This is a genomic window from Pseudomonas sp. Irchel 3E13 (genome assembly GCF_900187455.1).
In the GTDB taxonomy this organism is placed as follows: Bacteria; Pseudomonadota; Gammaproteobacteria; order Pseudomonadales; family Pseudomonadaceae; genus Aquipseudomonas.
Window position 1 is genome coordinate 31191 of record NZ_FYDX01000009.1, and the last position, 25382, is coordinate 56572.

Genomic DNA, 25382 nt, shown 5'->3' on the forward strand with positions numbered 1-25382 from the left:
CTACTTGTCGCTTTGAAGAAATATCGGCTTCCGAGCTGTCGTTAAAATGCCGATCACTCGCTCGTGGCACCGGACCGGTGGTCAGGCCCCGCGCAGCTCTGCGTTGTACTCATTCGCATAGTGGGCAGTCGAACTGCCTGGCATTGCCCTTTACCGATTGGAGTTCCCAGATGAAAAAACTCGCACTGCTTGGCGCACTGGCGCTATCCGTGTTTTCCCTGGCATCGCTGGCTGACGAAAAACCGCTGAAAATCGGCATCGAGGCCGCTTACCCACCCTTCGCGTCGAAAGCGCCGGATGGCAGCATCGTTGGCTTCGACTACGACATCGGCAACGCCCTGTGCGCCGAGATGAAGGTCAAGTGCACCTGGGTCGAGCAGGAATTCGACGGCCTGATCCCGGCCCTGAAGGTCCGCAAGATCGACGCCATCCTGTCGTCCATGTCGATCACCGAAGACCGCAAGAAGTCGGTTGATTTCACCAACCGCTACTACCTGACCCCGGCTCGCCTGGTCATGAAGGACGGCACCGCTGTCAGCGAAGGCCTGAGCGAACTGCAAGGCAAGAAAATCGGTGTGCAGCGCGGCTCGATCCACGACCGCTTCGCCAAGGAAGTTTTCGCTCCGAAAGGCGCCACCATCGTTCCTTACGGCACCCAGAACGAAATCTACCTGGACATCACCGCGGGCCGTCTGGATGGCACCGTGGCCGATGCTACGCTTCTCGAAGACGGTTTCCTGAAGACAGACGCCGGCAAGGGCTACAGCTTCGTAGGCCCGGCCTTCACCGACTCGAAATACTTCGGTGACGGCATCGGCATCGCCGTACGCAAGGGCGACAAGGAAAACCTGGAGCGCATCAACGCCGCCATCGCCGGTATTCGCGCCAGCGGCAAGTACAAAGAGATCCAGGACAAGTACTTCAACTTTGATATCTACGGCCCGGAAAGCAAGTAACCGTCGTCGTTCCACCTGTTCGATGGTGCAAGCAGCAGAAGCGCTGAGGCTTGCACCATTTTTTCATCCCTAAGGTCGAGGACCTCATCATGTTGAAAGGCTACGGGGCAGTCATCCTCGATGGAGTGTGGCTGACGCTACAGCTCGCCTTGTCGTCCATGGCCCTGGCCATCGTACTCGGCCTTATCGGTGTCGCCCTGCGTCTGTCGCCCGTGCGCTGGCTGGCCTGGCTGGGCGATCTTTATGCCACGGTGATTCGCGGCATTCCCGATCTGGTCCTGATCCTGCTGATCTTCTACGGTGGCCAGGATCTTCTCAATCGCGTGGCGCCGCTGCTGGGCTACAACGATTACATCGACCTCAATCCGCTGATGGCGGGTATCGGCACCCTGGGCTTCATCTTCGGTGCCTACCTGTCGGAAACCTTCCGCGGCGCGTTCATGGCCATTCCCAAGGGGCAGGCCGAAGCCGGCATGGCCTATGGCATGAGTAACCTGCAGATTTTCTTCCGGGTGCTGGTGCCGCAGATGATCCGCCTGGCGATCCCCGGTTTCACCAACAACTGGCTGGTCCTGACCAAGGCCACGGCGCTGATCTCGTTGGTCGGCCTGCAGGACATGATGTTCAAGGCCAAGCAGGCAGCCGATGCCACCCGCGAACCCTTCACCTTCTACCTGGCAGTGGCGGCGTTGTACCTGGTGATCACCAGTGTCTCGTTGCTGGCCCTGCGTTACCTGGAAAAACGCTACTCGGTTGGCGTAAAGGCGGCTGAACTATGATTTTCGACTACAACGTCATCTGGGAAGCCCTGCCGCTGTACTTCGGCGGCCTGTTGACCACGCTCAAGCTGTTGGCGATTTCCCTGTTGTTCGGTCTGCTGTCGGCAATCCCGCTGGGTCTGATGCGGGTGTCGAAGCAGCCGGTGGTGAACTTCACCGCCTGGCTCTACACCTATGTGATCCGCGGGACGCCAATGCTGGTGCAGCTTTTCCTTATCTACTACGGGCTGGCCCAGTTCCAGGCGGTGCGGGAAAGCTTCCTCTGGCCATGGCTGTCCAGCGCCACGTTCTGTGCCTGCCTGGCGTTCGCCATCAACACCAGCGCCTACACCGCGGAAATCATCGCCGGCAGCCTCAAGGCCACGCCGCACGGTGAGATCGAGGCGGCCAAGGCGGTCGGCATGTCGCGCTACAAGATGTACCGCCGGATCCTGCTGCCCTCGGCCCTGCGCCGGGCGCTGCCGCAGTACAGCAACGAAGTGATCATGATGCTGCAGACCACCAGCCTGGCCTCGAGCGTCACCCTGATCGATATCACCGGTGCGGCGCGGACCGTCAACGCCCAGTTCTACCTGCCGTTCGAGGCGTATATCACCGCCGGCGTGTTCTACCTGTGCCTGACGTTCATCCTGGTCCACCTGTTCAAGCTTGCCGAACGCCGCTGGCTCGGCTACCTGGCGCCGCGCAAGGGCTGAGGCCCGCGGCTAATTTTTCGCCCTTGGCGTGTGTTCACGACTGAACGCTTTGTGAGAACCGACAGCATGTACAAACTCGAAGTCCAAGACCTGCATAAACGCTATGGCAGCCATGAAGTGCTCAAGGGTGTATCGCTGGCCGCCAAGGCCGGTGACGTGATCAGCATCATCGGCTCCAGCGGTTCTGGCAAAAGTACTTTCCTGCGCTGCATCAACCTGCTGGAGCAGCCGCACGCCGGCAAGATCCTGCTCAACAACGAAGAGCTCAAGCTGGTGCCGAACAAGGACGGCGCGCTCAAGGCCGCTGATCCTAAGCAGTTGCAGCGCATGCGTTCGCGGCTGTCGATGGTGTTCCAGCACTTCAACCTGTGGTCGCACATGACCGCGCTGGAAAACATCATCGAAGCGCCGGTGCACGTGCTCGGCATGAGCAAGAAAGACGCGCTGGAAAAGGCCGAGCATTACCTGGCCAAGGTCGGCGTCGCCCATCGCAAGGACGCCTATCCTGGCCACATGTCCGGCGGCGAGCAGCAGCGCGTGGCGATCGCTCGTGCCCTGGCGATGGAGCCGGAGGTGATGCTGTTCGACGAGCCGACCTCGGCGCTCGACCCGGAGCTGGTGGGCGATGTCCTCAAGGTCATGCAGTCGCTGGCCCAGGAAGGTCGGACCATGGTGGTGGTGACCCATGAAATGGGCTTCGCCCGTGAGGTTTCCAACCAACTGGTGTTCCTGCACAAGGGGCTGGTGGAAGAAACCGGCAACCCGCGTGAAGTGCTGGTCAATCCACAGTCCGAGCGTCTGCAGCAGTTCCTTTCGGGCAGCCTGAAGTAAGCCGGTGGCTCACCAAGCTGCCGCTTTGCACCAAAATAGGTCATGCTGCGCCACCCGCGCAGCCTGCACCAGGCATTATCCCGCCCGTCTACAGTGACGGGCGTCAGACTCACTTCAGGTTTCGGACCGCACCTTATGACCAACCAGCGAATCGGTTTTCTCATCTGGCCCAGCACCAAGGCGCTGACCCTTGCGCTGGCCGAAGAGGTGCTGCGGGTGGCGCAGAAGGTGCACCCGGACGTGACCTACGAATTGGCCTTTCTCCAGGCCGAAGCCCCGGTCGAAGGTGACTGGCGCCTGCCGGGCGAGCCATGGACCGGGCGCCTGGAAAACTGCCAGAAGCTGTTTTTGCTGGCCGATGAACCGCCGGTGACGGTTGGCGCGGCGCTGGCCGGGGCGCTCAAGCAACTGGTGCGTTCCGGTTGCGTGGTGGGCGGCTTGTCGGCGGGGGTCTATCCGCTGGCGCAGCTTGGTTTGCTGGATGGCTACCGCGCCGCGGTGCACTGGCGCTGGCAGGATGATTTTTCCGAGCGTTTCCCCAAGGTGATCGCCACCAGTCACCTGTTCGACTGGGACCGTGATCGCCTGACTGCCTGTGGTGGCATGTCGGTGGTGGACCTCCTGCTCGCGGTGCTGGCGCGGGATCACGGCGCCGAGCTGGCTGGCGCGGTGTCCGAGGAACTGGTGGTGGAGCGCATCCGCGAAGGCGGCGAGCGTCAGCGCATTCCCCTGCAGAACCGTCTTGGCTCCAGCCATCCGAAGCTGACCCAGGCCGTGCTGCTGATGGAAGCCAATATCGAAGAGCCGCTGACCACTGATGAAATTGCCCAGCATGTCTGTGTGTCGCGTCGGCAACTGGAGCGGATCTTCAAGCAGTACCTGAACCGCGTGCCGAGCCAGTATTACCTGGAACTGCGCCTGAACAAGGCACGGCAGATGCTGATGCAGACCAGCAAGTCGATCATTCAGATCGGCTTGTCCTGCGGCTTCTCCTCCGGCCCCCACTTCTCCAGCGCGTACCGCAATTTCTTCGGCGCCACCCCGCGGGAAGACCGCAACCAGCGCCGCAGCAGCTCGCCGTTCGAATTGTCCTCGGTGCCTGCCGAGCGGGGGTGAGCGTCAGGCCTCATCGCTGGCTTGCCAGCGATGAGCCCGGAACAGCCCCCCTTATCCTCCAATCGCCCCACCCCCATGACCGCCTGGTCATCTCCCCGTAGAAAAACCCTCAATCCCCCGCATCGCTTCTCCCCGTCAGCACCCCGCACCGTTTAAACTGCGCCTTTGCGACCCTATTTGTCGCATTGCCGAAAGCCTTGGAAAAACAGGGTTTGGCGCTATAAGAAGTTGTCGCTTGGCGGCAAGGCCGAGTGTTCATCTCTCCTTACAATCCCCCCATCGCTCGCCAGTTCCAGGCAGGCGTTCCTCTTCAGGAGACTCCGATGTCCGTTGAGCAAGCTCCGGTGCAACGCGCCGATTTCGACCAGGTAATGGTTCCCAACTATGCGCCAGCAGCGTTCATTCCCGTGCGTGGCGCCGGTTCCCGAGTCTGGGACCAGTCGGGCCGCGAGCTGATCGATTTCGCTGGCGGCATCGCCGTAAACGTTCTGGGGCATGCCCATCCGGCACTGGTCGCAGCACTGACCGAACAGGCCAACAAACTGTGGCATGTGTCCAACGTGTTCACCAACGAGCCGGCCCTGCGTCTGGCCCGCAAGCTGGTCGACGCGACCTTCGCCGACCGCGCGTTCTTCTGCAACTCCGGCGCCGAGGCCAACGAGGCCGCGTTCAAGCTGGCCCGTCGCGTTGCCCACGACCGTTTCGGTCCTGAAAAGAACGAGATCATCGCCACCGTCAACAGCTTCCACGGTCGCACCCTGTTCACCGTGAGCGTCGGCGGCCAGCCGAAGTACTCCGACGGCTTCGGCCCGAAGATCACCGGTATCAGCCATGTGCCGTACAACGACCTGGAAGCGCTGAAAGCGCAGATTTCCGACAAGACCTGCGCCGTCGTGATCGAGCCGATCCAGGGCGAGAGCGGTGTGGTCCCGGCCGACAAGGCCTACCTGCAAGGCGCCCGCGAACTGTGCGACAAGCACAACGCGCTGCTGATCTTCGACGAAGTGCAGACCGGCGTTGGCCGTACCGGCGAGCTGTATGCCTACATGCACTACGGCGTGACCCCGGACATCCTCTCCAGCGCCAAGAGCCTGGGCGGCGGTTTCCCGATCGGCGCGATCCTGACCACCGACGACCTGGCCAAGCACCTGGCCGTCGGCACCCACGGCACCACTTACGGCGGCAACCCGCTGGGCTGCGCCGTCGCCAACGCCGTGCTGGACATCGTCAACACCCCTGAAGTGCTGGACGGCGTCAAAGCCAAGCACGAGCGCTTCAAGTCCCGCCTTGAGCAGATCGGTGAGAAATACGGCCTGTTCAGCCTGGTGCGCGGTCGCGGCCTGCTGATCGGCTGCGTGCTGACCGAGGCCTGGAAAGGCAAGGCCAAGGACGTGTTCAACGCTGCTGAGCAAGAGGGCCTGATGGTCCTGCAGGCCGGCCCGGATGTGGTGCGTTTCGCCCCGAGCCTGGTGGTCGAAGATGCCGACATCGATGAAGGTCTGGACCGTTTTGAGCGCGCTGCCGCCAAGCTGACCAAGGCCTGATAAGCCTCCGCTGTCCCGTCGCTGGCCGTCACTGGCCAGCGAACCGATTTCATGTGGCCTGTGCCTGGTGTGCACACGCCGCTTTTTTTGCGCCGACCGTTGTCGGCCCGTATACCCGAAAGGAGTGACACCATGCTGGTGATGCGCCCCGCGCAAATGGCTGACCTGGGTGAAGTACAGCGTCTGGCTGCGGACAGTCCCATTGGTGTCACGTCCCTGCCGGATGATGCCGGTCGCCTGAGCGACAAGATCGCCGCGTCCGAGACCTCGTTCGCCGCCGAAGTCAGCTTCAATGGCGAGGAGAGCTACTTCTTCGTCCTCGAAGACAGCGCCACCGGCAAGCTGGTCGGCTGTTCGGCCATCGTCGCCTCGGCGGGTTATTCCGAGCCGTTCTACAGCTTCCGCAACGAGACCTTCGTGCATGCGTCCCGCGAGCTGAAGATCCACAACAAGATCCACGTCCTCTCGCAATGCCATGACCTGACCGGCAACAGCCTGCTGACCAGCTTCTATGTGCTGCCGGAACTGGTGAACAGCGCCTGGGCCGAGCTGAATTCCCGTGGCCGTCTGCTGTTCATGGCCGCCCATCCCGAGCGTTTCGCCGATTCGGTGGTCACCGAAATCGTTGGCTACAGCGACGAGAACGGCGACTCGCCGTTCTGGGACGCCATCGGCCGCAACTTCTTCGATCTCAATTACGCCGAGGCCGAGCGCCTGTGCGGCCTGAAGAGCCGTACCTTCCTCGCCGAGCTGATGCCGCATTACCCGATCTACGTGCCACTGCTGCCGGACGAGGCGCAAGAGGCCATGGGCCAGGTTCATCCGCGGGCGCAGATCACCTTCGACATCCTGATGCGCGAAGGCTTCGAGACTGACCATTACATCGACATTTTCGACGGCGGCCCGACCCTGCACGCGCGGGTGTCCGGCATCCGTTCGATTGCCCAGAGCCGGGTCGTACCGGTCAAGCTGCAGGAGCAGCCGACCAAGGGCGGCCGTCAGTACCTGGTATCCAATGGCCAGTTGCAGGATTACCGCGCGGTACTGCTGGAACTGGACTGGGTGCCGGGCAAACCGGTTCACCTGAGCCCTGACGCCCTGGAAGCGCTGGGTGTTGGCGAGGGCGCCAGCGTGCGCCTGGTCGCGGTTTGATACTGCGGTTCTGATACCAAGAATTCGGCCGAGTTTCGCAGGTGCCAGCAGGCGCCTGCCCGAGGAGATAGCATGATCGTTCGTCCCGTACGCAGCAGCGACCTACCGGCGCTGATCGAGCTGGCGCGCAGCACCGGCACCGGCCTGACCACCTTGCCGGCCAACGAAGAGCGCCTGGCCCACCGAGTCGGCTGGGCCGAGAAGACCTTTCGCGGCGAGGCCGAGCGTGCCGACGCGGACTACCTGTTCGTGCTGGAAAACGACGACGGCGTGGTCGTGGGCATTTCCGCCATCGCCGGTGCCGTCGGCCTGCGCGAGCCTTGGTACAACTACCGGGTCGGCCTGACCGTCAGCGCTTCTCAGGAGCTGAACATCTATCGGGAGATCCCGACGCTGTTCCTGGCCAACGACCTGACCGGCAACTCCGAGCTGTGCTCGCTGTTCCTGCGGGCCGACAGCCGCAGCGGCCTGAATGGCCGTCTGCTGTCCAAGGCGCGGATGCTGTTCATCGCCGAATTCCCCGACCTGTTCGGCAACAAGATCATCGCCGAAATGCGCGGCATGTCCGATGAACTGGGCCGTTCGCCGTTCTGGGAAAGCCTGGGCCGGCACTTCTTCAAAATGGAGTTCAGCCAGGCCGACTACCTCACCGGCGTCGGCAACAAGGCCTTTATCGCCGAGCTGATGCCCAAGTTCCCGCTCTATACCTGCTTCCTCTCGGAAGCGGCGCGCAGCGTTATCGGACGCGTCCACAGCGATACCGAGCCAGCGCTGGCGATGCTCAAGAGCGAAGGTTTCAGTTACCAGGGCTACGTCGACATCTTCGACGCCGGCCCGGCCATCGAGTGCCAGACCAGCAAGATCCGCGCGGTCCAGGACAGCCAGTCCCTGGTACTGGCCGTCGGTACGCCGGGCGACGATGCCACCCCTTACATCATCCACAACCGCAAGCGTGAAGACTGCCGCATCGCCGCGGCACCCGCCCGCCTGGCGGCCGGCACCCTGGTGGTCGATCCACAGACCGCCAAGCGCCTGCGCCTGAGCGTTGGCGACCAGGTTCGCGCGGTGCCGCTGTCCGCTGCCCGGGAGGCCAAATAATGAGCACTCACTACATCGCAGGCCAATGGCTGGCCGGTCAGGGCGAGACCCTTGAATCGCTGGACCCGGTCAGTCAGGCCGTGGTCTGGAAAGGACAGGGCGCCAGCGCGGAGCAGGTCGAGCAGGCCGTTGCGGCCGCTCGCCAGGCGTTCCCGGGCTGGGCTCGGCAGTCGCTGGACATGCGCATCGCTGTGCTGGAGGCCTTCGCCGCGCAACTCAAGGCCAACGCTGACGAACTGGCCCGTTGCATCGGTGAGGAAACCGGCAAGCCGCTGTGGGAATCCGCGACCGAAGTGACCAGCATGGTCAACAAGGTGGCGATCTCGGTGCAGAGCTACCGCGAACGTACCGGCGAGAAAAGCGGCCCTCTGGCCGACGCCACCGCCGTCTTGCGCCACAAGCCGCATGGTGTGGTAGCGGTGTTCGGTCCTTACAACTTCCCGGGCCACCTGCCCAACGGTCACATCGTGCCGGCACTGCTGGCGGGTAACGCCGTGGTGTTCAAGCCGAGCGAACTGACGCCCAAGGTCGCCGAACTGACGGTCAAGTGCTGGAACGACGCCGGCTTGCCGGCGGGGGTGCTCAACCTGGTGCAGGGCGCGCGGGAAACCGGCGTGGCCCTGGCTGCCAATCCCGGCATCGACGGCCTGTTCTTCACCGGCTCCAGCCGTACCGGCAACCTGTTGCACCAACAATTCGCCGGTCGCCCGGACAAAATCCTCGCCCTGGAGATGGGCGGCAACAACCCGCTGGTGGTGGACGAGGTCAAGGACCTGGACGCCGCGGTCTACACCATCATCCAGTCCGCGTTCATCTCCGCCGGCCAGCGCTGCACCTGCGCCCGCCGCCTGCTGGTGCCGCAAGGCGCCTGGGGCGACACGCTGCTGGCGCGTTTGGTGGACGTGAGCAAGAACATCTCGGTCGGTGCCTTCGACCAGCAGCCCGCACCGTTCATGGGCTCGGTGGTTTCCCTGGCGGCGGCCAAGGCCTTGGTGGATGCCCAGGCGCACCTGCTGGCCAACGGCGCCACCGCGTTGCTGGAAATGACCCAGCCGCAAGCCGGCGCCGCGTTGCTGACCCCGGGCATTCTCGATGTCAGCGCCGTGGCCGATCGCCCGGACGAAGAGTTCTTCGGCCCGCTGCTGCAAGTGATCCGCTACAGCGATTTCCCGGCGGCCATCGCCGAGGCCAACAACACCCAGTACGGCCTCGCCGCGGGTTTGTTGTCGGACTCCCATGCGCGCTACCAGCAGTTCTGGCTGGAAAGCCGCGCCGGTATCGTCAACTGGAACAAACAACTGACCGGCGCCGCCAGCAGCGCGCCGTTCGGTGGCGTCGGCGCCAGCGGCAACCACCGCGCCAGTGCCTATTACGCGGCGGATTACTGTGCCTACCCGGTGGCTTCGCTGGAAACCGCGAGCCTTGTCCTGCCTGCCACGCTGACGCCCGGCGTCGCCCTATAACAACAGGTTCACGGAGCCTTAGCCGATGAAATCGTTTGAAGTGAATTTTGATGGTCTGGTCGGACCGACGCACAACTACGGCGGCCTGTCCTACGGCAACGTTGCCTCGCAGAGCAACAGCCAGCAGGGCTCGAACCCGCGTGAAGCGGCGCGTCAGGGCCTGGCGAAGATGAAAGCGCTGGCCGACATGGGCTTCAAGCAAGGCGTGCTGGCCCCGCAGGAGCGCCCGGACGTGGCAGCGCTGCGCCGCCTGGGCTTCAGCGGTAGCGATGCCGAGGTCATCCAGCGCGCGGCGAAAGAAGCCATGCCGTTGCTGGTCGCCAGTTGCTCGGCATCGAGCATGTGGGTGGCCAACGCCGCGACGGTCAGCCCGAGCGCCGACACCGCCGATGGCCGCGTGCATTTCACCGCCGCCAACCTGAACTGCAAGTACCACCGCAGCATCGAGCACCCGACCACCAGTCGCGTGCTGGGCGCCATGTTCGCCAACCAGCAACACTTCGCCCACCACGCCGCGTTGCCGGCGGTGGCGCAGTTCGGCGATGAAGGCGCGGCCAACCACACCCGCTTCTGCCGTGCCTACGGTGAGCCGGGCGTCGAATTCTTCGTCTTCGGTCGCAGTGCCTTCGACATTCGCTTTCCGGCGCCGCAGAAGTACCCGGCACGGCAGACTCTGGAAGCGTCCCAGGCCGTGGCCCGCCTGCATGGCTTGAGCGATGACGGCGTGGTCTATGCTCAGCAGAATCCGTCGGTCATCGACCAGGGCGTGTTCCACAACGACGTGATCGCGGTCGGCAACGGCGAAGTGCTGTTCTACCACGAGGACGCCTTCCTCGAGACCGAGCGGGTACTGGCTGAACTGAAGGCCAAACTGGCCAAGCGCGGCGGCGACTTCAAGGCGATCTGCGTGCCGCGAGCCCAGGTTTCGGTGGAGGACGCGGTGCGTTCCTACCTGTTCAACAGCCAGTTGCTGTCGCGCGACGACGGTTCGATGCTGCTGGTGGTGCCGGAAGAGTGCCGTAACAACGAGCGGGTCTGGGCTTACCTGTCGGCGCTGGCCGGCCAGGGCAGTGCGATCAGCGAGGTGCGCGTCTTCGACCTCAAGCAGAGCATGCAGAACGGTGGTGGTCCGGCTTGCCTGCGCCTGCGCGTGGCCCTGAATGAAACGGAACTGGCGGCGGTCAATCCAGGGGTTATCATGACGGCGCCGTTGTACGACACCCTGACCCAATGGGTCGACAAGCACTACCGCGACCGCCTGGTTGAAAGCGACCTGGCCGATCCGCAACTGCTGACGGAGTGTCGTACGGCACTGGATGAACTGACCCGGATTCTGCAACTGGGCTCGGTCTATCCGTTCCAACTCCAACCCTGAAAGAGCACTTGAACATGTCCGACGCCCTGCAACTGATCCTTGAAGATGAAGATGGCACCTCGCGCGAAGTCTCCACCAGCCGCTTTGCGGTGATCTGGCAAGGCAAGGAAGTCTGGATCCAGCAGGATGGCCGCGGCCAGTTGCTGATCGGCGTCGACGTGGAAGAGGGCGATAGCGAATACGCCACCCTGCTGCTGCGCCCGCTGGCCACCAACCTGGTCAGCCTGGAACTGGAAATGGAGCCGGCCGATGCCGGCGACGATGACGATCACGTCCACGGTCCCGATTGCGGACATCATCACTAAGGAACGACACCATGCTCGCCCTCGGCAAACTGCTTGAGCTGACCCTTGCCGGTCGTGAACCGGCGGAGAAGACCCAGTTGACGGTCGAGGGCGTGCGCTTGCGCTGGCTCGCCGAGGGCGCGCTGGAAGTCCGCCCGCCGGAATCGCGGGATATCGGCCTGGACATCCTGCTGTCCGCCGGCATCCACGGCAATGAAACCGCGCCCATCGAGCTGCTCGACGAACTGCTGCACGGCATCGCCCGCGGTGACGTGAAGCCCCGGGCGCGGATTCTGTTCCTGTTCGGTAACCCCGAGGCGATTCGGCGCGGTGAGCGTTACCTTGAACAGGACGTCAATCGCCTGTTCAACGGCCGTCATGAGCTGTCCAGCGGTTCGGAGGCGTTGCGCGCCTGTGAACTGGAACGCCTGGCGACCACCTTTTTCAGCCTGCCGGGGCGTACCCGGCTGCACTACGACCTGCACACCGCCATCCGTGGTTCGAAGATCGAGCAGTTCGCCCTCTATCCTTATAAAGAGGGGCGCCAGCACTCTCGCCGCGAACTGGCCCGTCTGCGCGCCGCCGGCATGGAAGCGGTGTTGCTGCAAAGCAAGACCTCCATCACCTTTACCGCCTTCACCTACGAACAGCTCGAGGCCGAGTCCTTCACCCTGGAACTGGGCAAGGCGCGGCCTTTCGGACAGAACGAGCAGGTCAATCTCGACCGGCTCCAGGCGCGGCTGATCCAGATCATCGAAGGCACCGAGCCCGAGCAGCCGGAAGGGCTGGATGGCCTGCAACTGTTCAGCGTCGCCCGCGAGATCATCAAGCACAGCGACAACTTCCACCTGCACTTGCCGGCGGACATCGAGAATTTCTCGGAATTGTCCAAGGGCTATCTGCTGGCCGAAGACTTGGCCGAGACGCGCTGGATCGTCGAGGAGGAGGGGGCTCGCATCATCTTCCCCAACCCGAAGGTCAAGAACGGCTTGCGCGCGGGGATTCTGATCGTGCCCGCCTCGACAGAGGGACTGGGCCAGTAGTCGCTGGCAAGCGATTAGGTCAGGGCAACGAAAAAGGCCGCGGATCACTCCGCGGCCTTCTCATTTATACCGCGACTTTCTGCGGCACTTCGCTGCGACGCAGTGCCCGCAGCTTCAACAGCGTGTCAGCGCAGGTGTTCGCCGCTTCCTGGCCCTTGAGCACGAAATGCTCGAAGAAGAACTTCTGGTGCTCGTCGCCGGCGTGGAAGTGGTGGGGGGTCAGGACCACCGAGAACACCGGCACTTCGGTTTCCAGTTGAACCTGCATCAGGCCGCTGATCACCGACTGGGCGACGAACTCATGGCGGTACAGGCCGCCGTCCACCACCAGGCCGGCGGCGACGATGGCGCCATAGCGGCCACTGCGGGCCAGTAGCTTGGCGTGCAACGGGATCTCGAAGGCGCCGCCGACTTCATAGAAATCGATATCGCCGGCCTGATAGCCGTGCTTGGCCATTTCCTCGACGAAGCCTTTGCGGCTCTGGTCAACGATATCTTTGTGCCAGCACGCCTGGACGAAAGCGATACGTTCGTTGCCGTGGGACTTGCTGTCGATTGGGGTTGGTTGCATTGAAACGGACTCCTGTTTATATGAAAAACAGGGCATCTGGATCGAAAGGGATGGTCGTCCCGCAATGCGTGGACGAACGGACACAGCGGTGTCTATCCCGTTCTCTCTTTATCCGGACTATGACCGTCGGCCCCGGAATCACACCGGGTCTGCTGACCTTGCAAGCCGTGCCTGCAAGCGCTCGCGGGCTATGCGCATTGCGCGCAATTACCGCCGGTGGGGAGTTGCACCCCGCCCTGAGAACGTTGCCATCACCTGTGATGGCGACGCCGTTTGTAACATAGTTTTTGGCGGAACGTATAGCCTGCTAACTAAATCGCCTGGATAAACGTCATTTCATCCTGAATGCAGGCTTCGATCGTATAAACACACTGCACCCGGCACTCAGGCTAGATATAATGCGGCCCTTTGCCGTCGTTTCGTCTATTTGACGCGCACATTTGCCTCAGGCCGCCGTTTCCGTGGAAGAACCTATGAAAAGCGCAGAAATCCGTGAAGCCTTCCTTCGATTCTTCGAAGAGCAGGGACACACCCGAGTCGCCTCCAGCTCCCTGATTCCGGGCAACGACCCGACCCTGCTGTTCACCAACGCCGGTATGAACCAGTTCAAGGACTGCTTCCTCGGCCAGGAAAAACGCGCCTACACCCGCGCGGTCAGCAGCCAGAAATGCGTGCGTGCCGGCGGCAAGCACAACGACCTGGAAAACGTCGGCTACACGGCGCGCCACCACACCTTCTTCGAAATGCTGGGCAACTTCAGTTTCGGCGACTATTTCAAGCGTGACGCGATCACCTACGCCTGGACCTTCCTGACCTCGGACAAGTGGCTGAACCTGCCTAAGGAAAAGCTCTGGGTCACGGTCTACGCCTCCGACGACGAAGCCTATGACATCTGGACCAAGGAAGTCGGCGTTCCGGCCGAGCGCATGGTCCGCATCGGCGACAACAAGGGCGCGCCCTACGCCTCCGACAACTTCTGGACCATGGGCGATACCGGCCCGTGCGGCCCGTGCACCGAGATCTTCTACGATCACGGCGCCGACATCTGGGGCGGCCCGCCCGGTTCGCCGGAAGAAGACGGAGACCGCTACATCGAGATCTGGAACAACGTTTTCATGCAGTTCAACCGCACCGCGGACGGCGTCCTGCACCCGCTGCCGGCGCCTTCGGTGGACACCGGCATGGGCTTGGAACGCATCAGCGCGGTCCTGCAGCACGTTCACTCGAACTATGAAATCGACCTGTTCCAAAGCCTGCTGGCCGCTTCGGCCAAGGCCATCGGCTGCAGCAACGACGCCCAGCCGTCGCTCAAGGTGGTCGCTGACCACATTCGCTCCTGCGGTTTCCTGATCGCCGACGGCGTGCTGCCATCGAACGAAGGCCGTGGCTATGTGCTGCGCCGCATCATTCGCCGCGCTTGCCGTCACGGCAACAAGCTCGGCGCCAAGGGCAGCTTTTTCTACCAGATCGTCGCCGCGCTGGCGGGCGAGATGGGCGAAGCCTTCCCTGAGTTGAAATCCCAGCAGGCGCACATCGAGCGCGTGCTGAAAAGCGAAGAAGAGCAGTTCGCCAAGACCCTGGAACAGGGCCTGAAGATCCTCGAGCAGGACCTGGCCGAACTGAAAGGCAACGTGGTGCCGGGCGACGTGGTGTTCAAGCTGTACGACACCTACGGCTTCCCGATGGACCTGACCGCCGACATCGCCCGCGAACGCGAGCTGACCATCGACGAAGCTGGCTTCGAGCGTGAAATGGACGCCCAGCGCGAGCGCGCCCGTTCCGCCAGCGCCTTCGGCCTGGACTACAACAGCCTGGTCAAGGTCGACGTGGACACTGTGTTCACCGGCTACAACACCACTGAAGACAGCGCCAAAATCGTCGCCCTGTACAAGGACGGCCAGTCTGTCCAGCAACTGGGCGAAGGCGAGGAGGGCGTGGTGATCCTCGATCGCACGCCGTTCTACGCCGAATCCGGCGGCCAGGTGGGCGACACCGGCTACCTGCTGGCGGGTGCCGTGCGCTTTGACGTGCGTGACACCACCAAGACCGGTGGCGCGTTCCTGCACCACGGCATCGTTGCCAGTGGCAGCCTGAGCGTTGGCGCCCAGGTTGAAGCTAAGGTCGATGCCGATGTCCAGCACGCTACCTCGCTCAACCACTCGGCCACTCACCTGCTGCACGCTGCGCTGCGCCAGGTGCTGGGCGATCACGTACAACAGAAAGGCTCGCTGGTGGACAGCCAGCGCCTGCGTTTCGACTTCAGCCACTTCGAAGCGATCAAGCCAGAGCAGATAAAGGCGCTGGAAGAGATCGTCAACCGCGAAGTGCGCAAGAACTCCGAGGTGCAAACCGAAGAGACCGATATCGAGACCGCCAAGCGCAAGGGCGCCATGGCGCTGTTCGGCGAGAAGTACGGCGACAACGTGCGCGTCCTGAGCATGGGCGGCGACTTCTCGGTTGAACTGTGCGGTGGTATCCATGCCAAGCGCACCGGTGATATCGGTCTGCTCAAGATCATCAGCGAAGGCGGTGTGGCCTCCGGCGTCCGTCGTATCGAAGCGGTCACCGGTGCTGCGGCGCTGGCTTACCTGAACGCCGCCGAAGAGCAGTTGAAGGAAGCCGCGCAACTGGTCAAGGGCAGTCGCGACAACCTGATCGACAAGCTGTCGGCTGTGCTCGAGCGCAACCGCCAGTTGGAAAAACAACTGGAGCAACTGCAGGCCAAGGCCGCCAGTGCCGCCGGTGACGACCTGGCCAACAGCGCGGTGGACGTCAAGGGCGTCAAGGTGCTGGCTGCGCGTCTCGACGGTCAGGATGGCAAGGCCCTGCTGGCGCTGGTCGATCAACTGAAGAACAAGCTCGGCCGCGCAGTGATCCTGCTCGGCAGTGTCCACGAAGAGAAGGTCGTACTGGTCGCAGGCGTGACCAAGGACCTTACCGGCCAACTCAAAGCCGGTGATTTGATGAAGCAAGCCGCTGCGGCGGTGGGCGGCAAGGGTGGTGGTCGTCCGGACATGGCGCAAGGCGGTGGCGTGGACGCCGCGGCGCTGGACGGCGCACTGGCCCTGACCGTGCCATTCGTAGAGCAGGGTGTCTGAGGCGCCTGCGGCCCGTCGTCTAGTGGCGGGCCGCGGGCGTTGTGATTGTTTATTGGGTGCCCTTCACGGGCTGAGGCGGCTTTGAAATGGCGTTGATCGTACAGAAATTTGGCGGTACTTCGGTCGGCACAATCGAGCGAATCGAGCAGGTTGCCGAAAAGGTCAAGAAATTCCGCGAAGCTGGCGATGACCTGGTGGTTGTGCTGTCGGCGATGAGCGGCGAAACCAACCGCCTGATCGACCTTGCCAAGCAGATCAGCGATCAGCCGGTTCCGCGTGAACTGGATGTGATCGTTTCCACTGGTGAGCAGGTGACTATCGCCTTGCTCGCCATGGCACTGATGAAGCGTGGCGTTCCGGCGGTTTCCTACACCGGCAACCAGGTACGGATTCTCACCGACAGCGCGCACAACAAGGCGCGCATTCTGCAAATCGACGATCAGAAGATCCGTGGCGACCTCAAGGCCGGCCGCGTGGTTGTGGTCGCAGGTTTCCAGGGTGTCGATGAGCACGGCAACATCACCACCCTCGGTCGTGGCGGCTCCGACACCACCGGCGTGGCCCTTGCGGCAGCGCTGAAGGCTGATGAGTGCCAGATCTACACCGACGTGGACGGTGTCTACACCACCGACCCGCGCGTCGTGTCCCAGGCCCAGCGCCTGGACAAGATCACCTTCGAAGAGATGCTGGAAATGGCCAGTCTCGGTTCCAAGGTGCTGCAGATCCGTGCCGTCGAGTTCGCCGGCAAGTACAACGTTCCGCTGCGCGTGCTGCACAGCTTCCAGGAGGGTCCGGGTACCCTCATTACTATTGATGAAGAGGAATCCATGGAACAGCCGATCATTTCCGGCATCGCCTTCAACCGCGATGAAGCCAAGCTGACCATCCGTGGCGTACCGGATACTCCGGGCGTTGCCTTCAAGATCCTCGGCCCGATCAGCGCCGCCAACATCGAAGTCGACATGATCGTGCAGAACGTTTCGCACGATAACACCACCGACTTCACCTTCACCGTGCACCGCAACGACTACGCCAAGGCGCAGCAAGTGCTGGAAAACACCGCACGTGAAATCGGCGCTCGGGAAATCATTGGCGATACCAAGATCGCCAAGGTGTCGATCGTCGGCGTTGGTATGCGCTCCCACGCGGGCGTTGCCAGCCGCATGTTCGAAGCGCTGGCCAAGGAGAGCATCAATATCCAGATGATCTCCACTTCCGAGATCAAGGTCTCCGTGGTCATCGAAGAGAAGTACCTGGAACTGGCTGTACGCGCGCTGCATACGGCTTTCGAGCTGGACGCTCCGTCCCGTCAGGGCGAGTAAGCGTTGGTCCCCAGGGGCGCGGCCAGGCCGCGCCCCTTCTTTTTTGGCTGGTGTGGAATCTGTTCTTTTGTCCGCGCTGGTCAATACTTAGGCGTAGGTCGATAGCCATCCTGGTTGTAGGCTGAAGCCCTTTTTTTTGCAGACTGTTGTCCCTGAACTGAATTGCGTGAGGAGAAAGGTATGTTGATTCTGACTCGTCGGTGCGCAGAGAGCCTGATTATTGGCGATGGCGAAATCACCGTGACCGTGCTCGGCGTCAAAGGAAATCAAGTGCGGATCGGTGTGAACGCCCCCAAGGAAGTGGCCGTACACCGTGAGGAAATCTACCTTCGGATCAAGAAAGAGAAGGACGAAGAACCAACCCATTAATTTTTATCGATTTTTTTTCAAAAAAGAGTTTGCAAACGGGGAAAGCTCTGGTTATTATACGCCCCGTGTTGCGGAGAGGTGGCCGAGTGGCCGAAGGCGCTCCCCTGCTAAGGGAGTATACCTCACAAGGGTATCGGGGGTTCGAATCCCCCCTTCTCCGCCATTATTCATGTAGGGCGCTGTAATCTGATCCAAATTGCTAAGTCGTTGAAATTAAACGAAAAAGCACTTGTAAAAACGATTAAGCGAACTATAATGCGCGGCTTCAAATGCACTCGTAGCTCAGCTGGATAGAGTACTCGGCTACGAACCGAGCGGTCACAGGTTCGAATCCTGTCGAGTGCACCATATAAAGAAGCGGTTTCCAACAGGAAGTTGCTTCTGCTTCAACCAGAGGTGATCTGGTCCATCAAATACCAACCCTGCACTCGTAGCTCAGCTGGATAGAGTACTCGGCTACGAACCGAGCGGTCACAGGTTCGAATCCTGTCGAGTGCACCATATATAAAGAAGTAGTTTCCAATCGGAACTTGCTTCTGCTTCAACCAGAGGTGATCTGGTCCATCAAGTACCAACCCTGCACTCGTAGCTCAGCTGGATAGAGTACTCGGCTACGAACCGAGCGGTCACAGGTTCGAATCCTGTCGAGTGCACCATATAACGAAGAGCCCGCCTTAATGGCGGGCTTTTTGTTTTCCGCGTTTATTTCTCCGATTAATAAAATGTCATCGAGCAATCGATAGGGCGTGCTAATTTTTAGTTGGCGCATGTGCTCTTTTTCGGGCGCTTGCCGTCGCATTGATGGATTCGGGCGTTTGCGTCGGTCATTTCCGCAAACGATTGTTTTCGCCGATATTTTCAGCCCCTGGCAGCTCAAGCGGTGTATGATTGCGCCCGTCAGCCCCGCCGGGGCTTGTGGAATACCACCATGGACTTACCCAGTAGTTACTCAATAGCTCGTTTTGCCAATCACGATGTGACTGATTGATCTCCCGGCGTGCTCCGCTGCTGGGAGTGGAGTTCGCCTATGACTGAAGTCGAAGTAAAAAAGACGCAAGATAGCCTGCAGGATCGCCTGGCCCAGGTGGTCGAGTTGCTCCATCGCCAGCGCGTGGTGGAAGATCTCACTCACCGCCAGGAAGGCCATCATCAAGACCGGGTAGAAAACCTGGTTCACCGGCAGAATCTGGTCGAGCTGCAACGCAAGCTCGATGACCTGCACTCCGCCGACGTTGCCCATATTCTCGAAGCATTGCCCCTCGACGACCGCCTGACGGTCTGGCAGTTGGTCAAGGCTGAGCGAGACGGCGACATTCTCCTCGAAGTATCCGACGCGGTGCGTGAAACCCTGATCGCCGACATGGACGATCATGAGTTGCTCGCCGCCGCCAAGGAAATGGACGCCGACGAACTCGCCGACCTCGCCCCTGAACTGCCCCGTGACGTTGTCCATGAGTTGATGGAAACCCTCGATGGCCAGCAGCGTGAGCGTGTGCGCTCAGCCCTGAGCTACGACGAGGAGCAGGTAGGTGCGTTGATGGACTTCGAGATGGTCACCATCCGCGAAGACGTCAGCCTGGAAGTGGTTCTGCGTTACCTGCGCCGGCTCAAGGAGCTGCCAGGGCACACCGACAAGCTCTTCGTGGTCGATTACGACGGCATCCTCAAAGGCGTGCTGCCGATCAAGCGCTTGCTGGTCAACGACCCGGACAAGCAGGTTTCCGAAGTAATGGCCAGCGACCCGGTCAGCTTCCACCCCGACGAGGACGCCTATGACGCGGCCCAGGCGTTCGAACGTTATGACCTGGTATCAGCGCCCGTAGTCGACAAGAACGACCGCCTGATCGGCCGTCTGACCATCGACGAGATGGTCGACCTGATTCGCGAAGAAAGCGAAAGCGAAGTGCTGAACATGGCGGGTCTGCGCGAAGAAGAAGATATCTTCGCATCGGTCTGGCGCTCTCTGCGCAACCGCTGGGCCTGGCTGGCGATCAACCTGATCACCGCCTTCCTTGCTTCGCGGGTGATCGGCCTGTTCGAGGGTTCGATCGAGAAGCTGGTTGCACTGGCGGCATTGATGCCGATCGTGGCCGGTATTGGTGGTAACTCGGGTAACCAGACCATCACCATGATCGTGCGGGCCATGGCGCTGGATCAGGTCAGTCCCGGCAACACCTCGCGCTTGATGCGCAAGGAGCTGGCGGTCTCGCTGCTCAACGGTCTGATCTGGGGCGGGGTAATCGGTGTAGTCGCGTTCCTGCTGTACAGCAGTTGGTCGCTGGGCCTGGTGATGATGGCGGCGATGACGCTCAACCTGTTGCTGGCGGCGCTTATGGGCGTACTCATTCCGATGACCCTGGTACGCCTCGGGCGAGATCCCGCGATGGGGTCCAGCGTGATGATTACTGCGGTCACCGACAGTGGTGGCTTCTTCATCTTCCTCGGCCTGGCCACGGTGTTCCTGCTGTGATGCCCAACTGAAGTAAAAGAAAGCCAGCTGAGATGCTGGCTTTTTTTGTGAGCGCCGAAAAGCAAAACGCCCGATGCAGTGCATCGGGCGTTTTGTTCTGAAGCGGGTTCAGGAATAAGGTCAGGAAGCGTCCGCTGCCATCTCTACGTCGTGGGCGATCAGAGCCACCAGGGCGTTTTGCTGGCGATGGGACAGTTGACGGAAGCGTTGCAGCAGCTCGCGTTCATGCAGGGACAGTTCCGGGCTGTCCAGGCGCATGCTCAGCTCGTCTCCCAGTGCGCCTTCCTGGATAAGGCTCTGCTCCAGGCGGGCAATGATCTCGGAGTTCATGCTGCGGTGATGGTTACGCGCAACCTCGGCAATGCGCTCACGCATTCCGTCGGGTAGGCGGACGACGAATTTGTCTGCGGTGCGGCTTGAGTAAATAGCCTGTTTCATTGGGCGCATATAATTGACCGGTTTAGTTCAGGGGAAGCGGTTCTTGAAATTGGCCGCGCGATGAGACTACGACCATCATCACGGTCAAATGTTCAACCTGAATTGTGAATGAGGCCGTTATGATGCCTCATTGTCGCCGGTTCCTTGGCGTCAATTCTGTGACAAATATTGAACCGGGTGGAGGCTTTTTGCCAGTACCAATTATCAGAAATGAGTACTGGTTTGAAAAGTTTTGTGTCACCACTTTTCCGATTCAGCCACCTTTTTACCTGCCATCAGCAACAGGCGAAAAGGTCATGGAAAGCGCCTAGAATGCGCGGGCTTTCCTATCTATGAGCATAGTGGCTATGCAGCATGACGCAAGGGGCGACGGCCCGTTGGCCGCCCACGGCAGGTTGATCTACCTGATGGGACCCTCCGGGTCTGGCAAGGACAGTGTGATTGATCACGCACGACCTGCGTTGCAGGCGTTGGGGGTGGCTGTCGCCCGACGCGTCATTACTCGTTCCGCCGAGGCGGTGGGCGAAGTGGCGCATAGTGTATCGCCATGGCAGTTCGCCACGCTACGTTCGAATGGGGCTTTCGCGCTGGATTGGCAGGCCAATGGCCTTTCGTACGGCATCCCTGTGGAGATCGATACCTGGCTCGCTGAAGGCCGGTCGGTCCTGGTCAACGGCTCCCGTGGCCACTTGCAGTCGGCGCGCGCGAAATACCCTGATCTGGTGCCAATTCTTCTGACGGTGTCTGCGGAAGTCTTGAGAGGCCGACTGCTGCGCCGCGCCCGGGAAGGCGTCGCGGAAATCGAGGAGCGACTGGCGCGCAACCTGCGGATTGCAGGTCAATTCGATGAGGGTGTGTACCTGCTGGACAATTCCACGACGCTCGACGCTGCCGTGCAGCGCCTGCTGGCGATACTGCGGGAAGAGGGCGTCAGTAACGTCTAGAAGGAGAGGGTATGCTCGGCGACCGGAGTGGCGGACTGCTGCGGTGCTTCGCCCAGAACGGCACGGTTTGGCTGCATCGAGGTTTTGTAATCCAGAGAGCCCACAGAAGTTTGCGCAGGCATGAGGTTCAACCCGATCACGGCCGTCAGGGCAAGGGCGTTCAAGGCGATGAGGACGTGATTCATGGCGTGGGTTCCAGGGCTGTGGGATCAATACATTCCATTGTGGTTGATACAGCAGTTGTCGTGCCAATCGAATTTTTTAAAATTTTCCATTTAAATCAATTAGTTAGATGTTATTTGAGCTAGCGTTTTCGTGCATCCTGCAATGATGGCTTTATGCTTTATTGCAGAATGCACGATTGGTTACGTAAGCCTCGCGACGTCGGCAGGCAAAAAGCCCGATTCACGGCATGACAAATAACTCCCTGCTGGTTAACATGCACGCCTTCCGCCGCGCGGCGTCCGCTGCCGGCTTGTGTCCCAGTAGCTCAATTGGATAGAGCATCCCCCTCCTAAGGGGAAGGTTGGCCGTTCGAACCGGCCCTGGGACACCATATTAATTAAGGCTCTCAGCGTTTCTCGTATTTCCTGCTCGGTCTCTATGGGTGCAGGGCGGGTGCAGAGAGTTTTTCTGTCTATAGCGTTACCTGCGCTACCCAACGCATGCGGGCTAGAGTCTAGGGCTTCTCGTGCTGCTGGAGGGCTAAAATGGATCAAGCAATCGGCATTGAACAACGAATGCAGCAATTCCTTGAAAGCCAGGCGCATGTAACGCCTTTGGATGGTCATGTGGCGCAACCCCCAGGGGTTAAGATCGCTGACTATCTGTTCTTCGACAGGGGAGCCGTTGTAGAGATGAAGACTCTCGATGTGGACCCCAAGGAGAAAATTTTAGAGGGTGCCAAGCCGATAATGGACAGCCCAGAATTTCCGCTGATATTTGGCTCGTACGACTTGGGGCTGCAATCAAGGCCACACCTGGTGGTGACGCCCAACTCTTTAAAATTTTTTCGAATGCGACTCGAATGATTGAAGGGGTGTTGAGGAACGCCAAGCGGCAGATCGCTTCATCCAAGAGGTTGTTAGGCTTAGACTCCAATACTCCAGGGATTGCCCTGGTGCTAAATGAATCCGTCGAAAGCATTCCTTTCTCCCAGCTCGTCGATAGGTTCAGCTTTCGCTTGACTGGTGATGGAAAAGATCCGGGACGATTTTCAGAGATCGATTTTATCGTCCTTATTCAAACTACCTTCCAACTTCGCAATACTGGCGCGCCAATGCTTCCTGCTGTTGTTATCAGTAATGATTTCAACGCACATCGGCATCATCGAGTTGAGGCGAGGATTGACGAGTTCTTGCGTGATTGGGCGTTTTCACAAGGGCATAATTATGAGACGACTAGCGACACTGCCAGTCTTCGCTTCGAGCCTACGCAGAAGCCCAGGTCCCAACCGCAAACTCTTCAGGAGGTAGTTGAAGAGGCATACCGCCGGCGGCGGTACATGCAGTATTGGGAGGATCAAGAACTGATCGCTCACGGAAAAATCGTGGTTGAAAAAATAATTTCGGTAGCTCTCGTAGGCAGGCAAAAGCCCTCGGAAGCCGATGCAATGCTTTATATGAAACACTTTGTAGAGCTGCTAGAAGAGTGTCGTATTCGTAGCTTTGATTTTAGAAAGATTCTGAGTCAGACTCCGCATGTTGGATAGCAATCAGGCGTTAAGTAATTGGTTCTTAAATCTGTAGCGGTCGTTTTTCGCTAACAGAGAAACGCAGGAAATAGGATTGAGTTTCGCATTGCAATATTTTCCTCAAGAATAAGCATAGCAGTAAACGGCCGAAAACGGGCCATGGACACACTGTGATCTCGCCTTTAATGTGTATACTAGTTACGCCGCTCTTCTTCCATGCTCACACCTCTTTTGAAGCGTGTTAGTCAAATTGAATGAAGCTTATGCATGGATAAAGAACTTTACTAGCCTTGATCAGTGAAAATAAAATGTCAGATTTATTTTTCACTTATAATTGGATCGCAACCATGTCTCCTTTTTTAGATGCCTTTTGGCCAAACTTAGTTTCCACGCTAATAGGTGTAGTGCTCGGAGTTCCTATAGCTTTGGCGTTAAATGAGCTTGTTCTCCGCCGACAAAGGAGACTGCAGGTAGAAGATTTGCGTCAACAAGCAAGAGACTCAATTGAAGTATTAGTCGCGGCGTGCCGGTATAATATCGGCGTTCTTGACACGATACGAATAGGGGCAGAAGAAGGCAGGGTTATGCACAATCCTGATCTGCGGCTTACGACCTGGGAGGTCGTATCCCCGGCACTTTTCACAATTGTCTCAGATCCGGAAATTCTTCAAATGCTCTCTCATCATTGGCTTAGACTGAAACGCATTCAGGCGCTAAGTGATGAGATATTTGCTAGAGAAGTCGCCAAATCGCTCCCCCCCATTGAAGATGAAATATTGGCGGTAGAATTTTGGAAAACTCTCTGCGAAAACGCCTACCACCTTTCTGCGCACGCATTAGAGGCTATCTCAATGCTCGAACGAGCAAAGCTAAGAATTGGTGCCAGTAGTACTAGCTCAGCTCCTCCATCGAGAGGGGTTTAGTATAGAGGACTCCGAGCTCGGATTTCGCATGTCTGCGCGCAGGTTGAGAGGACTTACTTTTTCAGCGCAATCGGCCGATATTCGCCCCTGACCACAAGCAACCTCCCAACCCAGAAAATATAATCCCCTACCCTCCACTCAGTTCACGATGCACAACCCGGTGGCAACTCGCGCACAGGCATTGCAAATCTTCCAGGCTTGTCAGATGTCTTGGTGCCATTTGCGCGATCTGCACGGTTCGATGGTGTACCTCAATGCAGGCCTCTCCGTTTTCTGCGCCGTAAGTTTCAACCGGATCCATTTTGCAGCGCTCGCAATAGAGTCGCCCGTGGTTCTTCTTGAATTCAGCTTTCTTGGCAATCGACAAGCCCGGGGCGCGCTCTTTCCGTAAATGAGCCACGAGCCTGGACTGCCCCTCAGTCCATACCTGATCTTCATAAAGCGATGGCAGTACGGGATCAGCCATCAAGGCACCTTTGGGCACTATACGGAAGCCAGCATCCTCCAGTAGTTGAAAACAGACGCTGTTAACGCCGGCGGTGAAGTGTCTGGGCAGTATCTGAAATCCTAGAGCTCTTGTAGCAGCTAAGCCAAATACCGCCTTCGGTGGTAGTCGGAGATGTTCATCAACGATCAGGTCGTAATCGGTTGACTCAGCAAATCCAGGTGAATCAATCCCGCTGATCAGGTCCTGAACAGCACGCCATATATACTCAGCGGTGACTCCGCGAAGCACCTCAGCGGGAAGTCGTTCGAGGCTTCGTAGATTTTTATCTACGGGAGTACCGCCAAGCGCGAGATTTAATGCCTGCGCATCGCCCCCAGATACTGTCATCCGAATGCGTCTAGTGGAGTTTCCTCCTGAAGACTCAGAGGATGATCGGCCAACGGCCTTCATTCGAGTGGAAAGGACTTTCATAACCTGATCAACAGGCGCTTTGCTCTCCCCTGAGGTGAGTATCGTTCGCTGAGAAATTGGGATGCCTTGAACGCGGCTGCTATCAACCCAGACGCGTTCTACCAAAAACGAAGCCCGCTTCAGCCTGGTCAGCAAAACAGAAAGCCCCAGAGCATATTCGGAATTGATCGCGCCCTTACCTTTGGTACCGCCACGGCTGTGGAATACAACCTCGTCCGACTCTATTCCGAAGTGCGCGTCAATTGGACTGCCATTATCGGCAATGATCTGAAAAAATTGTGCCATGTCTGTGGCTGCTC

The 25382-nt window shown here is 59.7% G+C and carries 24 protein-coding genes, 5 tRNA genes and 1 riboswitch; of the genes, 25 read left to right on the forward strand and 4 right to left on the reverse strand.

The annotated features are described in order from the left end of the window. The first annotated feature begins 170 nt into the window (after positions 1-170). The 12 genes from CKW37_RS16710 (at position 171) to astE (ending at position 12336) form a co-directional block, all read left to right on the forward strand. Complete coding sequence (locus tag CKW37_RS16710; RefSeq protein ID WP_095156826.1) at positions 171-956, forward strand: ABC transporter substrate-binding protein; 786 nt, start codon at positions 171-173, stop codon at positions 954-956. 89 nt (positions 957-1045) lie between these two features. Beyond that, the gene (locus CKW37_RS16715) at positions 1046-1735 is read left to right on the forward strand and encodes an ABC transporter permease (RefSeq protein ID WP_095157121.1); all 690 of its coding nucleotides are present in this window, start codon (positions 1046-1048) and stop codon (positions 1733-1735) included. Then, positions 1732-2430 (forward strand): ABC transporter permease, encoded by a 699-nt coding sequence (locus CKW37_RS16720; protein WP_095156827.1) that lies wholly within the window; start codon positions 1732-1734, stop codon positions 2428-2430. Before CKW37_RS16715 ends, CKW37_RS16720 begins: the two co-directional genes overlap by 4 nt. 66 nt (positions 2431-2496) lie before the next feature. Beyond that, positions 2497-3261, forward strand: coding sequence for an ABC transporter ATP-binding protein (locus tag CKW37_RS16725; RefSeq protein ID WP_095156828.1), 765 nt, complete (start codon positions 2497-2499; stop codon positions 3259-3261). A 135-nt stretch (positions 3262-3396) separates the two neighbouring features. Continuing rightward, a complete protein-coding gene (gene argR / locus CKW37_RS16730; RefSeq protein ID WP_095156829.1) occupies positions 3397-4377 on the forward strand; it encodes a transcriptional regulator ArgR in 981 nt (326 codons plus the stop codon). A gap of 323 nt (positions 4378-4700) precedes the next feature. Further along, positions 4701-5921: an aspartate aminotransferase family protein gene (locus CKW37_RS16735; protein WP_095156830.1), complete on the forward strand. Its 1221-nt coding sequence runs from the start codon at positions 4701-4703 to the stop codon at positions 5919-5921. A 132-nt stretch (positions 5922-6053) separates the two neighbouring features. Further along, the gene (gene aruF, locus CKW37_RS16740) at positions 6054-7073 is read left to right on the forward strand and encodes an arginine/ornithine succinyltransferase subunit alpha (protein ID WP_095156831.1); all 1020 of its coding nucleotides are present in this window, start codon (positions 6054-6056) and stop codon (positions 7071-7073) included. 72 nt (positions 7074-7145) lie between these two features. Further along, positions 7146-8171, forward strand: a complete 1026-nt coding sequence (gene astA / locus CKW37_RS16745) for an arginine N-succinyltransferase (protein WP_095156832.1) — start codon at positions 7146-7148, stop codon at positions 8169-8171. Further along, complete coding sequence (astD, locus tag CKW37_RS16750; RefSeq protein WP_177454442.1) at positions 8168-9634, forward strand: succinylglutamate-semialdehyde dehydrogenase; 1467 nt, start codon at positions 8168-8170, stop codon at positions 9632-9634. Before astA ends, astD begins: the two co-directional genes overlap by 4 nt. A gap of 25 nt (positions 9635-9659) precedes the next feature. After that, a complete protein-coding gene (gene astB / locus CKW37_RS16755; RefSeq protein WP_095156834.1) occupies positions 9660-11009 on the forward strand; it encodes an N-succinylarginine dihydrolase in 1350 nt (449 codons plus the stop codon). Positions 11010-11023: 14 nt separating this feature from the next. Further along, positions 11024-11314, forward strand: coding sequence for a topoisomerase II (locus CKW37_RS16760; RefSeq protein WP_095156835.1), 291 nt, complete (start codon positions 11024-11026; stop codon positions 11312-11314). Between the two features lie 11 nt (positions 11315-11325). Next, complete coding sequence (gene astE / locus CKW37_RS16765; RefSeq protein WP_095156836.1) at positions 11326-12336, forward strand: succinylglutamate desuccinylase; 1011 nt, start codon at positions 11326-11328, stop codon at positions 12334-12336. A gap of 64 nt (positions 12337-12400) precedes the next feature. On the opposite strand, the gene CKW37_RS16770 is transcribed toward astE, so the two are convergent. Then, positions 12401-12907, reverse strand: a complete 507-nt coding sequence (locus tag CKW37_RS16770) for a 6,7-dimethyl-8-ribityllumazine synthase (protein WP_095156837.1) — start codon at positions 12905-12907, stop codon at positions 12401-12403. Between the two features lie 95 nt (positions 12908-13002). Next, positions 13003-13155, reverse strand: a riboswitch (FMN riboswitch). Between the two features lie 225 nt (positions 13156-13380). On the opposite strand from CKW37_RS16770, the gene alaS reads away from it, so the two are divergent. From alaS to mgtE, 8 genes are all read left to right on the forward strand, one after another. Continuing rightward, the gene (alaS, locus tag CKW37_RS16775) at positions 13381-16005 is read left to right on the forward strand and encodes an alanine--tRNA ligase (protein ID WP_095156838.1); all 2625 of its coding nucleotides are present in this window, start codon (positions 13381-13383) and stop codon (positions 16003-16005) included. 86 nt (positions 16006-16091) lie between these two features. Continuing rightward, the gene (locus tag CKW37_RS16780; protein WP_095156839.1) at positions 16092-17327 is read left to right on the forward strand and encodes an aspartate kinase; all 1236 of its coding nucleotides are present in this window, start codon (positions 16092-16094) and stop codon (positions 17325-17327) included. A 180-nt stretch (positions 17328-17507) separates the two neighbouring features. Continuing rightward, complete coding sequence (gene csrA, locus CKW37_RS16785; RefSeq protein ID WP_010226667.1) at positions 17508-17696, forward strand: carbon storage regulator CsrA; 189 nt, start codon at positions 17508-17510, stop codon at positions 17694-17696. Positions 17697-17768: 72 nt separating this feature from the next. Beyond that, positions 17769-17859, forward strand: a tRNA-Ser gene (locus tag CKW37_RS16790). A gap of 108 nt (positions 17860-17967) precedes the next feature. Continuing rightward, a tRNA-Arg gene (locus CKW37_RS16795) sits at positions 17968-18044 on the forward strand. 76 nt (positions 18045-18120) lie between these two features. After that, positions 18121-18197, forward strand: a tRNA-Arg gene (locus CKW37_RS16800). A gap of 78 nt (positions 18198-18275) precedes the next feature. Further along, positions 18276-18352: transfer RNA gene (locus CKW37_RS16805), tRNA-Arg, on the forward strand. 371 nt (positions 18353-18723) lie between these two features. Next, positions 18724-20166 carry a magnesium transporter gene (gene mgtE, locus CKW37_RS16810; RefSeq protein WP_095156840.1) on the forward strand — a complete coding sequence of 481 codons (1443 nt, stop codon included), beginning with the start codon at positions 18724-18726 and terminating at the stop codon, positions 20164-20166. A 120-nt stretch (positions 20167-20286) separates the two neighbouring features. On the opposite strand, the gene CKW37_RS16815 is transcribed toward mgtE, so the two are convergent. Then, entirely contained in the window at positions 20287-20613 is a 327-nt protein-coding gene (locus CKW37_RS16815) for an Arc family DNA-binding protein (RefSeq protein ID WP_003254499.1), read from the reverse strand. A 338-nt stretch (positions 20614-20951) separates the two neighbouring features. Here CKW37_RS16815 and phnN point away from each other — a divergent pair, with 338 nt between their 5' ends. After that, the gene (gene phnN, locus CKW37_RS16825; protein WP_095157122.1) at positions 20952-21548 is read left to right on the forward strand and encodes a phosphonate metabolism protein/1,5-bisphosphokinase (PRPP-forming) PhnN; all 597 of its coding nucleotides are present in this window, start codon (positions 20952-20954) and stop codon (positions 21546-21548) included. Here phnN and CKW37_RS16830 read toward each other — a convergent pair. Then, a complete protein-coding gene (locus CKW37_RS16830) occupies positions 21545-21733 on the reverse strand; it encodes a hypothetical protein (protein WP_095156842.1) in 189 nt (62 codons plus the stop codon). The two genes, phnN and CKW37_RS16830, sit on opposite strands and share 4 nt — an antisense overlap. 294 nt (positions 21734-22027) lie before the next feature. On the opposite strand from CKW37_RS16830, the gene CKW37_RS16835 reads away from it, so the two are divergent. From CKW37_RS16835 to CKW37_RS32465, 4 genes are all read left to right on the forward strand, one after another. After that, positions 22028-22104 (forward strand) — tRNA-Arg (locus CKW37_RS16835). Between the two features lie 154 nt (positions 22105-22258). Beyond that, the gene (locus tag CKW37_RS16840) at positions 22259-22579 is read left to right on the forward strand and encodes a hypothetical protein (RefSeq protein WP_095156843.1); all 321 of its coding nucleotides are present in this window, start codon (positions 22259-22261) and stop codon (positions 22577-22579) included. Continuing rightward, positions 22576-23259 carry a hypothetical protein gene (locus CKW37_RS16845; protein WP_095156844.1) on the forward strand — a complete coding sequence of 228 codons (684 nt, stop codon included), beginning with the start codon at positions 22576-22578 and terminating at the stop codon, positions 23257-23259. Before CKW37_RS16840 ends, CKW37_RS16845 begins: the two co-directional genes overlap by 4 nt. Before the next feature lie 272 nt (positions 23260-23531). Next, entirely contained in the window at positions 23532-24164 is a 633-nt protein-coding gene (locus tag CKW37_RS32465; RefSeq protein WP_143502014.1) for a hypothetical protein, read from the forward strand. 127 nt (positions 24165-24291) lie between these two features. Here the strand turns inward: CKW37_RS32465 and CKW37_RS32470 are convergent, their stop codons facing one another. Then, positions 24292-25368 carry a hypothetical protein gene (locus CKW37_RS32470; RefSeq protein ID WP_177454433.1) on the reverse strand — a complete coding sequence of 359 codons (1077 nt, stop codon included), beginning with the start codon at positions 25366-25368 and terminating at the stop codon, positions 24292-24294. Positions 25369-25382: the final 14 nt, after the last annotated feature.

Excerpts from the sequence above, each read along its gene's own strand:
- CKW37_RS16710 (WP_095156826.1), top strand. The coding sequence starts at position 171 with ATGAAAAAACTCGCACTGCTTGGCGCACTGGCGCTATCCGTGTTTTCC.
- CKW37_RS16715 (WP_095157121.1), top strand. The coding sequence starts at position 1,046 with ATGTTGAAAGGCTACGGGGCAGTCATCCTCGATGGAGTGTGGCTGACG.
- CKW37_RS16720 (WP_095156827.1), top strand. The coding sequence starts at position 1,732 with ATGATTTTCGACTACAACGTCATCTGGGAAGCCCTGCCGCTGTACTTC.
- CKW37_RS16725 (WP_095156828.1), top strand. The coding sequence starts at position 2,497 with ATGTACAAACTCGAAGTCCAAGACCTGCATAAACGCTATGGCAGCCAT.
- argR (WP_095156829.1), top strand. The coding sequence starts at position 3,397 with ATGACCAACCAGCGAATCGGTTTTCTCATCTGGCCCAGCACCAAGGCG.
- CKW37_RS16735 (WP_095156830.1), top strand. The coding sequence starts at position 4,701 with ATGTCCGTTGAGCAAGCTCCGGTGCAACGCGCCGATTTCGACCAGGTA.
- aruF (WP_095156831.1), top strand. The coding sequence starts at position 6,054 with ATGCTGGTGATGCGCCCCGCGCAAATGGCTGACCTGGGTGAAGTACAG.
- astA (WP_095156832.1), top strand. The coding sequence starts at position 7,146 with ATGATCGTTCGTCCCGTACGCAGCAGCGACCTACCGGCGCTGATCGAG.
- astB (WP_095156834.1), top strand. The coding sequence starts at position 9,660 with ATGAAATCGTTTGAAGTGAATTTTGATGGTCTGGTCGGACCGACGCAC.
- CKW37_RS16760 (WP_095156835.1), top strand. The coding sequence starts at position 11,024 with ATGTCCGACGCCCTGCAACTGATCCTTGAAGATGAAGATGGCACCTCG.
- astE (WP_095156836.1), top strand. The coding sequence starts at position 11,326 with ATGCTCGCCCTCGGCAAACTGCTTGAGCTGACCCTTGCCGGTCGTGAA.
- CKW37_RS16770 (WP_095156837.1), bottom strand. The coding sequence starts at position 12,907 with ATGCAACCAACCCCAATCGACAGCAAGTCCCACGGCAACGAACGTATC.
- alaS (WP_095156838.1), top strand. The coding sequence starts at position 13,381 with ATGAAAAGCGCAGAAATCCGTGAAGCCTTCCTTCGATTCTTCGAAGAG.
- CKW37_RS16780 (WP_095156839.1), top strand. The coding sequence starts at position 16,092 with ATGGCGTTGATCGTACAGAAATTTGGCGGTACTTCGGTCGGCACAATC.
- csrA (WP_010226667.1), top strand. The coding sequence starts at position 17,508 with ATGTTGATTCTGACTCGTCGGTGCGCAGAGAGCCTGATTATTGGCGAT.
- mgtE (WP_095156840.1), top strand. The coding sequence starts at position 18,724 with ATGACTGAAGTCGAAGTAAAAAAGACGCAAGATAGCCTGCAGGATCGC.
- CKW37_RS16815 (WP_003254499.1), bottom strand. The coding sequence starts at position 20,613 with ATGCGCCCAATGAAACAGGCTATTTACTCAAGCCGCACCGCAGACAAA.
- phnN (WP_095157122.1), top strand. The coding sequence starts at position 20,952 with ATGCAGCATGACGCAAGGGGCGACGGCCCGTTGGCCGCCCACGGCAGG.
- CKW37_RS16830 (WP_095156842.1), bottom strand. The coding sequence starts at position 21,733 with ATGAATCACGTCCTCATCGCCTTGAACGCCCTTGCCCTGACGGCCGTG.
- CKW37_RS16840 (WP_095156843.1), top strand. The coding sequence starts at position 22,259 with ATGGATCAAGCAATCGGCATTGAACAACGAATGCAGCAATTCCTTGAA.
- CKW37_RS16845 (WP_095156844.1), top strand. The coding sequence starts at position 22,576 with ATGATTGAAGGGGTGTTGAGGAACGCCAAGCGGCAGATCGCTTCATCC.
- CKW37_RS32470 (WP_177454433.1), bottom strand. The coding sequence starts at position 25,368 with ATGGCACAATTTTTTCAGATCATTGCCGATAATGGCAGTCCAATTGAC.